11 protein-coding genes are annotated in these 12,662 nt (G+C 65.2%); 5 read left to right on the forward strand and 6 right to left on the reverse strand.

Annotated elements, in window-relative coordinates; all coding sequences use genetic code 11:
* Positions 1-37: 37 nt before the first annotated feature.
* The 5 genes from ACVWZM_RS28415 to ACVWZM_RS28435 form a co-directional block, all read right to left on the reverse strand.
* Positions 38-1,486: an aldehyde dehydrogenase family protein gene (locus ACVWZM_RS28415; RefSeq protein WP_456855402.1), complete on the reverse strand. Its 1,449-nt coding sequence runs from the start codon at positions 1,484-1,486 to the stop codon at positions 38-40.
* 17 nt (positions 1,487-1,503) lie between these two features.
* Entirely contained in the window at positions 1,504-2,859 is a 1,356-nt protein-coding gene (gene gudD, locus ACVWZM_RS28420; RefSeq protein WP_253625537.1) for a glucarate dehydratase, read from the reverse strand.
* Between the two features lie 44 nt (positions 2,860-2,903).
* Positions 2,904-3,845, reverse strand: a complete 942-nt coding sequence (kdgD, locus tag ACVWZM_RS28425; RefSeq protein WP_253625538.1) for a 5-dehydro-4-deoxyglucarate dehydratase — start codon at positions 3,843-3,845, stop codon at positions 2,904-2,906.
* Between the two features lie 126 nt (positions 3,846-3,971).
* Complete coding sequence (locus ACVWZM_RS28430) at positions 3,972-4,877, reverse strand: LysR substrate-binding domain-containing protein (protein WP_141340767.1); 906 nt, start codon at positions 4,875-4,877, stop codon at positions 3,972-3,974.
* Positions 4,878-5,051: 174 nt separating this feature from the next.
* The gene (locus ACVWZM_RS28435) at positions 5,052-6,389 is read right to left on the reverse strand and encodes an MFS transporter (RefSeq protein WP_456855403.1); all 1,338 of its coding nucleotides are present in this window, start codon (positions 6,387-6,389) and stop codon (positions 5,052-5,054) included.
* Positions 6,390-6,603: 214 nt separating this feature from the next.
* Between ACVWZM_RS28435 and ACVWZM_RS28440 the strand changes: the two genes are divergently transcribed.
* Together ACVWZM_RS28440 and ACVWZM_RS28445 are read left to right on the forward strand one after the other, a co-directional pair.
* Positions 6,604-7,635, forward strand: coding sequence for an alpha/beta fold hydrolase (locus ACVWZM_RS28440; RefSeq protein ID WP_456856788.1), 1,032 nt, complete (start codon positions 6,604-6,606; stop codon positions 7,633-7,635).
* A gap of 14 nt (positions 7,636-7,649) precedes the next feature.
* The gene (locus ACVWZM_RS28445; RefSeq protein WP_253625539.1) at positions 7,650-8,600 is read left to right on the forward strand and encodes a fatty acid desaturase; all 951 of its coding nucleotides are present in this window, start codon (positions 7,650-7,652) and stop codon (positions 8,598-8,600) included.
* Between the two features lie 3 nt (positions 8,601-8,603).
* Here the strand turns inward: ACVWZM_RS28445 and ACVWZM_RS28450 are convergent, their stop codons facing one another.
* On the reverse strand, positions 8,604-9,215 hold the full coding sequence (locus tag ACVWZM_RS28450) for a TetR/AcrR family transcriptional regulator (protein WP_057016914.1): 612 nt from the start codon (positions 9,213-9,215) through the stop codon (positions 8,604-8,606).
* A gap of 181 nt (positions 9,216-9,396) precedes the next feature.
* On the opposite strand from ACVWZM_RS28450, the gene ACVWZM_RS28455 reads away from it, so the two are divergent.
* The 3 genes from ACVWZM_RS28455 to ACVWZM_RS28465 all read left to right on the forward strand — a co-directional run bounded on the left by ACVWZM_RS28455 (position 9,397) and on the right by ACVWZM_RS28465 (position 12,662).
* A complete protein-coding gene (locus ACVWZM_RS28455; RefSeq protein WP_456855404.1) occupies positions 9,397-10,422 on the forward strand; it encodes a histone deacetylase family protein in 1,026 nt (341 codons plus the stop codon).
* Between the two features lie 237 nt (positions 10,423-10,659).
* On the forward strand, positions 10,660-11,589 hold the full coding sequence (locus ACVWZM_RS28460) for a Gfo/Idh/MocA family protein (protein ID WP_253625541.1): 930 nt from the start codon (positions 10,660-10,662) through the stop codon (positions 11,587-11,589).
* 2 nt (positions 11,590-11,591) lie between these two features.
* On the forward strand, positions 11,592-12,662 hold the full coding sequence (locus ACVWZM_RS28465; RefSeq protein WP_456855405.1) for an aldose epimerase family protein: 1,071 nt from the start codon (positions 11,592-11,594) through the stop codon (positions 12,660-12,662).

Genomic DNA, 12,662 nt, shown 5'->3' on the forward strand with positions numbered 1-12,662 from the left:
GGCAGCGCTTGCGCGGCTGCAACTCGTTTCAACTGCTTCAGCCCGGGAACGTGTAAGCCGTCTTCACCGTGGTGTAGAACTCGCGGGCATAGGCACCCTGTTCGCGTGCGCCGTAGCTCGAGCCTTTGCGGCCGCCGAACGGGACGTGATAGTCGACGCCGGCGGTCGGCAGGTTGACCATGACCATGCCGGCCTCGCTGTTGCGCTTGTAGTGCGAGGCGTATTTCAGGCTTGACGTGCAGATGCCCGAGGCAAGGCCGAACTCGGTGTCGTTGGAGATCGCCAGCGCCTCTTCATAATCCTTGGCGCGGATCACGCAGGCGACCGGACCAAAGATCTCCTCGCGGGCGATCCGCATCTGGTTGGTCGCCTCGGTGAACAGCGCCGGCTGCAGATAGAAGCCGGGCGTCTCGCGGTTCAACAATTCGCCGCCCCAGTGCAGGCGGGCGCCTTCGTCCTGCCCGATCTTGATGTAGCGCAGATCCTGGTCGAGCTGGCTCTGGTCGACGACCGGGCCGACATGCACGCCGCTCTTCAGCGCGTCGTCCACCGAAAGTCCCTTCATGCGCTCGGTCATCGCGGCGACGAAGCGGTCGTGAATTCCCGCGGTGACGATCAGGCGCGAGGACGCCGTGCAGCGCTGGCCGGTCGAGAAATAGGCCCCGTTGACCGCGACCTCGACCGCGACCTTCACGTCGGCGTCGTCGAGCACGACCAGCGGGTTCTTGCCGCCCATCTCGAGCTGGAACTTCTTCATGGGGTTGGAGAGCACGCAGGCCTGCGCGATCTTGCGGCCGGTCTGCACCGAGCCGGTGAAGGAGATCGCGGCGACATCGGGATGATCGAGCAGAGTCTGGCCGACCACCGAGCCCGAGCCGACCACGAGGTTGAAGACCCCCGCCGGAATGCCGGAACGCGCGATGATCTCGGACAGTGCATGGGCGGAGCCCGGCACCAGCTCGGCCGGCTTGAACACCACCGTGTTGCCGTAGCAAAGCGCCGGCGCGATCTTCCACGCCGGGATTGCGATCGGGAAATTCCACGGCGTGATCATGCCGACGACGCCGACGGGCTCGCGGGTGATCTCAACGTCGAGGCCGGGGCGCACCGATGCGCCTTTCTCGCCCAGCAGCCGCAGCGCTTCGCCGGCGAAGAATGCGAAGATTTGTCCGGCGCGCGCCACCTCGCCGATGCCTTCCGGTAGCGTCTTGCCCTCCTCGCGGGCGAGCAGGCGGCCGAGCTCTTCCTTGCGGGCGAGGATTTCGACCGAGATCCTGGTCAGCGCGTCGAAGCGTTCCTGCGGCGTCGAGCGCGCCCAGGTCGGGAATGCGCCCTTCGCGGCGGCGATCGCCTTTTCGGTCTGCGCCTTGTCGGCCTTGGCGTATTCGCCGACGACATCGGTCGTGTTGGAGGGGTTGATGTCCCGCGTGATGCCTGTTCCGTCGACCCATTCGCCGGCGATGAAGTTCTTCTGGTGAGCGGTCATGTTTCCAACCTTTCTTGTTAGCGCACGAGGCAGGGACGCTTGTCGTCGAAGGTCCACCCCTGGATCAGGAACTGCATGGCCAGCGCGTCGTCGCGGGCGCCGAGACCATGCTGCTTGTATAGCGCGTTCGCGGCCTCGATGGCACCGCGATCGAGCTCGATGCCGAGGCCCGGCCGATCCGGGATAGCGATCTTGCCGCCCTTGATCTGCAGCGGCTGGCGCGTCAACGCCTGGCCGTCCTGCCAGATCCAGTGGGTGTCGATCGCGGTCACCTTGCCGGGCGCGGCGGCGCCGACATGGGTGAACATCGCCAGCGATATGTCGAAATGGTTGTTGGAGTGCGAGCCCCAGGTCAGGCCGTTGTCGTGGCAGGTCTGCGCCACCCGCACCGAGCCCTGCATGGTCCAGAAATGCGGGTCGGCGAGTGGAATGTCGACCGCGCCAAGCCGCAGCGCGTGCGAGAGCTGGCGCCAATCGGTCGCGATCATGTTGGTCGCGGTCGGCAGCCCGGTGGCGCGGCGGAACTCGGCCATGATCTCGCGGCCGGAGAAGCCGGCCTCGGCCCCGCATGGATCCTCAGCATAGGCGAGCACGCCATGCATGTTGCTGCACAGCCGGATCGCCTCGTCGAGCGACCATGCGCCGTTCGGGTCGAGCGTGACACGCGCCTTCGGAAAGCGTTTTGCAATTGCGGTGACGGCCTCGATCTCCTCTTCGCCCGTGAGCACGCCGCCCTTGAGCTTGAAATCGGCAAAGCCGTAATGCGCCTGCGTCGCCTCGGCGAGCCGCACGATCGCCTCCGGCGTCATTGCCACCTGATGGCGCAGATCGAACCAGTCGGGCTTGCCGGTCTCGCCCTCGACGTAAGGCAGGTTGGTCTTCCTGCGATCGCCGACAAAGAAGAGATAGCCGAGCGTCTCGACGCTGGCGCGCTGCTGGCCTTCGCCGAGCAGCGCTGCGACCGGGAGATTGAGATGCTGGCCGAGCAGATCGAGCAGCGCGGATTCGACCGCGGTCACAGCATGGATGGTGACGCGGAGGTCAAACGTCTGCTTGCCGCGGCCGCCGGCGTCGCGATCGGCGAAGGCCTGGCGCATCGAGGCCAGGATGTTGTTGCAGGCGCCGATGGTCTGGCCGACGACGAGGTCGCTTGCGTCCTCGAGCGTCTTCTTGATCTTCTCGCCGCCCGGCACCTCGCCGACGCCGGTGTGGCCGGAGTTGTCGGTGAGGATAACGAGGTTGCGGGTGAAGAACGGCGCATGCGCGCCGCTCAGATTGAGGAGCATGCCGTCGCGGCCGGCGACCGGGATCACCTCCATCGCCGTGACAACGGGTGCCCCGGCAAAGCCGGTGCGGATCGTGTCCTGGATCATCTGCTCCTCCCCTTCGTCCTTTGCTGTTTTCCTGGCCGTTCGGCTTATTCCGCCGCCTGCTGCGCGGCGGCCTGCGGCAGCTTGGCGACCAGCGCCGCGAGCTCGGCGATCTCCTGCTCGGTAAGATCGGTCAGCGGCGGCCGCACCGGGCCGGAGTAGCGGCCGATCACCTTCATGCCGGCCTTGATAATCGACACCGCATAACCCTTCTTGCGGTTGCGTATCGCGATCAGCGGCAGGATGAAATCCTTCAGGCCTGCATGGATGGTCTGATGATCGCGCCGGCGCACCGCGGCGTAGAATTTGGTGGCGAATTCGGGCACGAAGTTGAACACCGCCGACGAATAGGTGGTCACGCCCATGTCGAGATAGGGCAGGGCAAAGGTCTCCGCGGTCGGCAGGCCGCCGATATAAGTCAGGCGGTCGCCGAGCCGGGTGTAGACACGGGTCATCAGCTCGATATCGCCGATGCCGTCCTTGTAGCCGACGAGGTTCGGGCAGCGCTCGCAGAGGCGCGCCAGCGTATCAGGCTGCAGGATCGCATTGTCGCGGTTGTAGACGATGACGCCGATCTTAACCGATGCGCACACCGCCTCGACATGGGCAGCGAGGCCGTCCTGCTCGGCATGCGTGAGATAGGGCGGCAGCAGCAGCAGGCCGTCGGCGCCGGCCTTCTCGGCGCCAACCGCGATCTCGCGCGCGATCGCGGTGCCGTAGCCGGTGCCGGCCAGCACGGGAACGCGGCCCTTGGTCTCGTCGACCGCGATCTTCACGACGTGGGGAACTTCACTCGGCGTCAGCGAGAAGAACTCGCCGGTGCCGCCGGCGGCGAACAGGCCGGCGACGTCATAGCCGCACAGCCAGTCCATGTTGGCGCGATAGGTCGCCTCGTCGAACGAATAGTCCGCGTTGAACGGGGTCACGGGGAAGGACAGGAGGCCGCCACCGATTCTAGCGGCCATCTCCTGAGGGGTCATCTTGCTCATGGCGCCACTCCTTGAATGTTTCTGGGAACGGGATGCGCGAGCAGCGCGCGTCCATGGCGGAATTTCTAGGGAATGGTTCGATGCGCGTCCAAGCCAAACGCGGTATCGAGCGATGCTAACTCTGCATCAATCGCCGCGCAGATGCGGCGCTGCGATTTCGGTCGCGATCTCGATCAGCGACGGCAGCAACTGGTTCTCGTGATCGCGCCGCCATACCATGAACAGCTCGACCGGCACGGGCGATCGCAGCTTCAGCGGCTTCAACTTGACGTCCGCGATCTTCAGGCTGGCGGCCGCTTCCGGCACGATCGCTACGCCAAGCCCGGCGCGCACCATAGCGAGGATCGAATGGATCTGGCTGAGATGCTGCACATAGCGCGGCAGCACGTCGGCGCGCGTGAACATCGACACCAAGAGATCGTGGAAGTAGCGCGCCTCGTAGGGCGAATACATCACGAAGGGCTGGTCGTCGAAATCCTTAATGCTCACGGTCTCGGCCGCGGCCAGCGGATGCTTCTTCGGGATCGCGGCGAGCAGCGGCTCGGCCACGACGCGCCGGCTGGCGAATTCCGGCCGCGCGATCGGCGGACGCAGCAGGCCGGCATCGATCTGCCCGGTGGTGAGCGCCTCGAACTGATCGCCGGAGACCATCTCCTTCAGCGAAAAATCGACCTCCGGCAGCCGTGAGCGGCAGGCCGCGATCAGGTCGGGCAGGAAGCCGTAGGCGGCCGCCGCGGTGAAGCCGATCTTGAGCGAGCCGGTCTTGCCGAGCGCGATGCGGCGGGCGACCTGCGAGGCGGATTCCGCGAGCTTGAGGATGCGCCGCGCCTCGGGCAGGAAGCTGCGTCCCGCCGGCGTCAGCCGCACCGAGCGGCTGGTGCGTTCCAGCAGCGGCGCGTCGATGATGTGCTCGAGCACCTGGATCTGCCGGCTCAGCGGCGGCTGCGTCATGTTGAGCCGCGTCGCGGCGCGGCCGAAGTGCAATTCTTCGGCCACCGTGACAAAGCAGCGGAGCTGGCTCAGGTCGAACATCGATGCAAGCCCGGAATTGATCGCGCGGGGATTTGTACGTTCTAGCATCGATGCCTCCCACTGGCCAAGAAGACAAACAAGCAGACAAAAAAGCAGACAAAGACGGCGGCCGAAGCCGCTGTTTGGTTTTCTGCTCCCTCTCCCCGCAGAAGGGCGGGGAGAGGTGAAGCGCGTTCACGCAGCCTTCAGCTGCACCCGCTTGATCTCGCCGACGATGAACAGATAGGCGATCGCCGCGACCAGCGCGTTGGCACCGACGAACACCAGCGCGCCGTTGAACGAGCCGGTGGCGGCCAGAATGTAGCCGATGACGATCGGCGTCGTGATCGAGGACAGGTTACCGAAGGTGTTGAACAAGCCGCCGGAGACGCCGCCGGCTTCCTTCGGCGAGGTGTCGGAGACGACCGCCCAGCCGAGCGCGCCGATGCCCTTGCCGAAGAAGGCGAGCGCCATGAAGCCGACCACCAGTGCCTGGCCGTCGACATAGTTGCAGGCGATGATCGACATCGACAGCAGCATGCCGCCGACGATCGGGATCTTGCGCGCTATGGTCAGCGAGCCGGTGCGGCACAGGATATAGTCCGAGATCACGCCGCCGAGCACGCCGCCGATGAAGCCGCACAGCGCCGGCAAGGTCGCGACGAAGCCGGCCTGCAGGATCGAGATCCCGCGCTCCTTCACCAGATAGACCGGGAACCAGGTCAGGAAGAAATAGGTCAGGGTGTTGATGCAGTATTGGCCAATATAGACGCCGAGCATCATGCGGTTGGCGAGCAATTGGCGGATGTGGTCCCAGCTGGGGCCGCTGTCCTGGGTCTTGCCGGCCTTCGCCGCGTCCATGTCGACCAGCGCGCCGCCCTGCTTGATGTAGTCGAACTCGGCCTCGTTGATCGCGGGGTGCTCCTTCGGCTCGTAGATGGTCTTGATCCAGGCAATGCCCATGACGATGCCGAGCGCACCCATCACGTAGAACACATGGCGCCAGCCATACTCATGGGCGATCCAGCCCATCAGCGGCGCGAAGATCACGGTGGCGAAATACTGCCCCGAATTGAAGAAGGCCGAGGCGGTACCGCGTTCATTGCCGGGGAACCAGGAGGCGACGATGCGGGCATTGGCCGGGAATGACGGCGCCTCGGCGATGCCGACCAGGAAGCGCAGGGCGAACAACAGGACCACGGCCGCGCCCGCGGACAGGAATCCGACCAGGCCCTGCATCGCGGTGAAGATCGACCAGACGATGATGCTGAGCGCATAGACCCATTTGGAGCCGAAGCGGTCGAGCAGCCAGCCGCACGGCACCTGGGCGACCACATAGGACCAGCCGAACGCCGAGAACACGTAGCCCATCGCGACGGGATCGAGATGCAGTTCCTTGGAAAGGGCGGGGCCGGCGATCGAGAGCGTGGCGCGATCGGCATAGTTCACGGTGGTGACGAGAAACAACATCGTCACGATCAAGAGCCGGACGCGGGATCGCCGCGTGTCTGCGGCGGACACAATTGCGCTCATTAGCGCCTCCTCGAAAATTTCCTCAGGGTCTGTCCTAGAGAGATGACGACAATGGGTCCAAGCCGAAACGGGTATTGATCCATACCGATTTTGAATGGATCGGCCCGGTGTCATTCCACCTTCGCCGCTATTGCCAGGGTTTCGCATTTAGTGTACCAATAGTACAGTTATTAAGGGCGCAGCGTTGCGCCCGGCTGCTCGAGGTCGAATGCTGATGACCACGCCGCGCGACTATGAGGTGTTCGAGGCAGGCGATGTGACGCTGCAGGGCGGTGCCGTGTTTCCGCAACTGAGGCTCGCCTACAAGACCTATGGCACGCTGAATGCGGCGCGGGACAACGTCATCCTCTATCCGACGTCGTTCGCCGCACAGCACACCGACATCGAATGGCTGGTACAGCCGGGCGGCGCGCTCGATCCCGAGCGCTACTTCATCGTCATCGCGAATCTGTTCGGCAATGGCCTGTCTTCCTCGCCGTCGAATTCGGTCGAGGTGCTCGGCGGCGCGCCGTTTCCTGCCTTCACCTATCATGACGCGGTCGCGATCCAGCGGCGGCTGCTGGTCGAGCGGTTCGGCGTGACCAGGCTCGCGCTGGTCTATGGTTGGTCGATGGGCGGCATGCAGGCCTATCACTGGGCCGCGCGGTATCCCGACATGGTCGAGCGCGCGGCCGTGGTCTGCGGCAGCGCGCGGTGCTCGCCGTATAATCGTTTGTTCCTCGAAGGTGTGAAGGCCGCGCTGACCGCCGACCCGGCCTACCGGGACGGCCGCTTCGTCAGCAAGCCCGCGGCGGGCCTTCGTGCGATGGGGCGCGTCTACGCCGGCTGGGCGATGTCGCATGAGTTCTATCGCGAGGAAGTCTGGCGCGCGGCCGGCTTCAACTCGCTGGAAGACTACCTCGCGGGATCCTGGGACGGTGCCTTCGCGCGGCGCGATGCGAATGATCTGATGGCGCAGATCGCGATCTGGCAGGCCGGCGATATCAGCCGTTGCGATCAATTCGGCGGCGACTTCGACCGGGCGCTGGCCGCGATCAAGGCGCATGTCCTGCTGATGCCAGGGCGTACCGATCGCTATTTCGACCCGCGCGACAACGAGGCTGAACTCGGCCGCCTGGTCAACGCGCGCTCGGCCGCGCTGCATGCGATTCCGTCGATCCACGGGCACCGGGCCGGCAATCCCACCAACAACGCCGAAGACCGCGCCTTCATCAACGCCGAAATCTCGGCGCTGCTGCAACGCTGACAGGTGAGACGACCATGAGCACCGCAGAGACCAGTGACGCCGGACCCCGCCTGAAGCCGCTCAGCCCGCTGACCTTGCGCGATTTGTCGACCAAGTCGAACCTTGCCGGCGCGGTGCGCGCGGCAAGCCATTACGGGATGATCGTCATCGTCGGCGCGCTGATCTCCCTGGTCTCATCGCGCTACGGTCTGCCATGGGCGCTGCCGCTGATTGCCGTGCAGGGCTACTTCGTCGCATTCCTGTTCATGGTGGTGCATGAGACCGCGCACAAGACGGCGTTCCGCAGTCCAGCGCTCAATCTTGTCGTAGGCAATCTGTCCGCCTTCATGATCGGACTGCCCTACCAGTATTACTGCCTGTTCCACTGGGACCATCATCGCTACACGCAGGATCCGGAGAAAGACCCGGAGCTGATCGTCGGCCCCAAGCCCGCGTCGGACACCCAGCTGGCGATCGCCTATTCGGGACTGCTGCAGGTGTTGGTTCGCATCCGCCTGATGTTTTGGCATGCACTCACCGGAAAGGTGGTCGTGCCGTGGATTCCGGAGCACAAGCGCGCCTCGATCGTGCTGGAGGCGCGGCTCTATCTCGCGGGCTATCTGCTGTTGCTCGCGGCCTCGTTCGCGCTGCACAGTGCGATCCTGCTGTGGGTGTGGATCGTGCCGCTCCTGGCCGGTCAGCTCATCCTGCGCCCCTATCTCTATGCCGAGCACACCGGCTGCGAGCGGACGCGGAGCGCGTTCGAGAACACGCGCACAACGATGACCAGCAGGATCATGAAATGGTTCGCCTGGAACATGCCTTACCATGTCGAGCACCACGCCTATCCCACGGTGCCGTTCCATGCGCTGCCGAAGCTGAACGCTATCGTCGATGGCCACATCGTGTATCGCGGCAGCAGTTACCGGGCCGTCACGCGCGAGACCTGGGTCTGGTTCCGCCGTCAGCGCCAACGCTCTGCTTGATAGTCAAGCGTCCGTGCGCGGCCGCAGCACCAGATTGACGAGATTGCGGGCGTAGGCCGGCGTCAGCGGCTTGATGCCGAAGACGTAGCGGTAGAACAGGCTGCCGTAGATTGCGTCATAAATATCGCCGGGTACGCCCGGTGCGCCGATGCTGCCGTCCTTCTGGCCGGCGGCGATGATCTCCAGCATCTTGCTGCGGCGCAGGCCGAGGTAACGCTCGTAGAACAGTTCTGCCGTGCTGGTCTTCGAGATGCATTCCGAGATCACGGCAAGCTGCACGCGGCCGAACTCGCCCTGCAACGCCTCGACATAGGTTGCAACGTGGCGGCGGATGCGGGCCACCGGACTGCCGGTTTCGGGCAGCGGCACGGCCCGCGAGGCCTGGTCGAGGAAGGCATCGATCAGCAAGGCTTCGCGCGACGGCCACCATTTGTAGATCGTCATCTTCGAGACGTTGGAATGCCTGGCGATCGCGTCGATGGTGGTCGCGGCGAGGCCGGTCGTCGCCATCAGTTGATAGGCGCCTTCCAGGATCGCGGCCGTGGTCGCGGCGGAACGCGGCCGCCCGCGCCGCCCCGTTGCCGCTTCCTCTGTCTGCGTCTTGCCGCTGGCCATGGCCGGACTTCGCGTCCTGCGTCTTTCAATCATTGCGCTGCATGCGGGCATAGCATGAAATCGCGCTCGGTTTCAGATCGTCGCCGTCGCTGATAGTGTACAACGCGCAGGCCAGAGCTTGCGTGCGGCACATTGCCCTCGCTCTGTCCAGCTCAGCCGCCGATCCAACAGGAGTGTCCCCGTGAAGACCGTCTACAGTGATCTGCACCGCAGCCATGATCCGCAATTCTTCCTTGTCCGCGGTGTGGTCCAGCGTACCACCGAACAGCCCGAACGCGCCGACCGCCTGCTGGCGGGCCTGAAGGCCGGCAAGCACACGCTGATCGAGCCGACCAAGTTCGGGCAGGGGCCACGGGCGCGCGTGCACAGTCCGGAATATCTGAGCTTTCTCGCGGACGCCTGGGACGAATGGTCGGCGCTCGGCAATGCCGGACCGGAGATGATCGCGAACATCCACCCGGTGCGCAATGCCGGCACGTACCCTGCTCATATCGTCGGCAAGCTCGGCTGGCACACGATGGACACCGCAGCCCCGATCGGTCCCGGCACCTGGGCCGGCGCCTGCGCCGCGAGCGACGTGGCGGTCACCGCCGCGCAGATGGTGCTCGACGGCGAGGACGCCGTCTACGCGCTTTGCCGCCCGCCCGGTCACCACGCCTATCGCGACCTCGCCGGCGGCTTCTGCTTCCTCAACAACAGCGCGATCGCGGCCGAGCATCTGCGCCAGAAGCATGAGCGCGTCGCGATCCTCGACGTCGACGTGCATCACGGCAACGGCACGCAGGGCATCTTCTACGAGCGGCCGGATGTCTTCACCGTCTCGATCCACGCCGATCCGTCGTTCTTCTACCCCTTCGTCTGGGGCTATGCGCATGAGCGCGGCGCCGCAGGTGGCTTCGGCACCAATCTCAACATTCCCCTCGCCAAGGGCACCGGTGACGACGACTACATGAAGGCGCTCGCGGTGGCGGAGAAGGCGATCCGCTCCTTCGCCCCGACCGCGCTCGTGGTCGCGCTCGGTCTCGACGCCTCCGAGAAGGACCCGCTCGCCGGTCTCGCCGTCACCACCGACGGCTTCCGTCGTATCGGCGAGGGACTGGCCCGATTCGGACTGCCGACGGTGCTGGTGCAGGAGGGCGGCTATCTCTCCGACATCCTCGGCGCCAATCTGACGGCAGTGCTCGGCGGGTTTGAGGCCGCGCGCTAGCGCGGCTTTGGGCGAGGTGGCGACCGGTCCGCGCGAACAAAGCCCGTCAAGGCCGGAATCCGGAGCATCGGCCTTGATTGGTCAAAGCCGATACCCCGGCCGCGAGGCGCGCAACAGAACGTCGTGGACTTGCGTGTCCGCAACCAAAATCACATCATGCCGTTGGTATTCGGCGCTGGCTTATGATTCTGCCTGGCGACTTCAGCCGGCCAGGTGGACAGCAACGCGAGGACGGCCATGAGTGACCTGCTTCGCATCGCCATCGTCGGCTATGGCGAGATCGCGTGCCGGCAGCACGTGCCTGCGATCGCGAAGACGTCAGGCGTGGCTCTCGTTGCGGTGGCCGATCCCGTCAAGACCCCGCCCGGCCTGCCGCATTTCCGTGATTTGCAGGAGTTGTTGCGCGACGGGCCGGAGATCGACGCGGTCGCGCTGTGTACGCCACCGCAGATGCGCCACGCGCAGGCCGCCGCCGCGCTCGCCTCGGGCAAGCACGTGCTGCTGGAGAAGCCGCCGGGCACGACGTTAAGCGAACTCAAGCCGCTGATCGCGGCCGCGCAGGAGGCGGGTCGGACATTGTTTGCCACATGGCATTCACGCTATGCGGCCGCGGTCGGTCCTGCGCGGCAATTGCTCGCGAGACGCACCATCAACAAGGTCACCATCATCTGGAAGGAAGACGTGCGCGTCTGGCACCCAGGCCAGGCCTGGATCTTCGAGGCGGGTGGCTTCGGCGTGTTCGATCCCGGCATCAACGCGCTGTCGATCCTGACCGAGATCCTGCCGCGTGCGGTCTTTATCAGGAGCGCGGCGTTGGACTTTCCGTCCAATCGGGAGGCGCCGATTGCGGCAGAGATCGAACTCTCCGACGCGGGCGGCTTGCCAATTCACGCCGAATTCGATTTCCGCCAGACCGGATCGCCGAGCTGGGACATCCTGTGCGAAACCGAGGCCGGGCCCGTGACGCTGTCGAAAGGTGGAAGGCAACTGCGCGATGGCGGCAGGCTGGTGGTCGATGCGCCGGATGAGGAATATCCCGCGCTGTACCGCCGCTTCGTCGCGCTGACCTCGGAAGGAAAATCCGATGTCGACCTCGCGCCCTTGCGGCTTGTCGCCGATAGCTTCATGCTCGGGCGACGGCGCCTGGTCGAGGCGTTCGAGGACTGACAATGACATCAGCCAGCATTGGTCGCGCTCCCTTCGGCAAATTGCACGACGGCACCGTGGTCGAGCGCGTGATCTTGCGCGGCGAACATGGTTTTGAGGCCGCCATCCTTCCGTTCGGCGCCACGCTGCAGGCGCTGCTTGCGCCGGATCGTGACGGGCATTGCGACGACATCGTGCTTGGCCACGATGAGCTCGACGGCTATCTCGCACAGCGCAAATTCTTCGGCGCGACGATCGGGCGCTATGCCAACCGGATCGCCGGTGCGCGCTTCTTGCTCGATGGCGAGACCGTGCAGCTTGACGCCAACAACGGTCCCAACGCGCTGCACGGCGGCCTGCAGGGCTTTGATCGCAAGCTGTGGCGGATCGTCGAACTATCGGATGATCCGGGACCGACACTGGTGCTGGAGCGCGAGAGCCCGCATGGCGAGGAGGGCTATCCGGGCAATCTCGCGGCGCGCGTGACCTATCGCGTGCGCAGTCCGATGGAGCTCTCGGTCACCTACGAGGCGACGACCGACCGGCCGACATGCCTCAATCTCACCAATCATAGTTTCTTCAATCTCGAGGGCGCGCGCTCGGGCATGCAGATCCTCGATCACCGGCTGACGATCGTCTCCGACCATTTCCTCGCGGTGGATGCCACGGCGATGCCGCTCCACGAACCGCCGCGGCCGGTCGACGGCACGCCGTTCGACTTCCGCAAGCCTACAGCCATCGGCGCGCGGATCAGGATGAATGACGAGCAGCTGCGGCTCGGGCGCGGCTATGACCACAATTTCTGTCTGGCCAAGGGGGCGGGCCTTTGCCTTGCTGCGCGCCTCGAGGCGCCGCACAGCGGCCGCGTGATGGAGCTGTTCACCGATCAGCCGGGACTGCAGTTCTATTCCGGCAATTTCCTCGACGGCTCGACCGCCGGCAAGGGCGATCGTCTGTACCGGCAATCCGACGCGCTCTGTCTCGAGCCGCATGCCTGGCCGGATACGCCGAACCGGCCCGACTTCCCGTCGGCGCGGCTCGATCCAGGACAGCTCTATCGGCGCAGCATCGTCTACCGCTTCTCAACCGCGTGA

It is taken from the genome of Bradyrhizobium sp. USDA 4501, assembly GCF_054062115.1.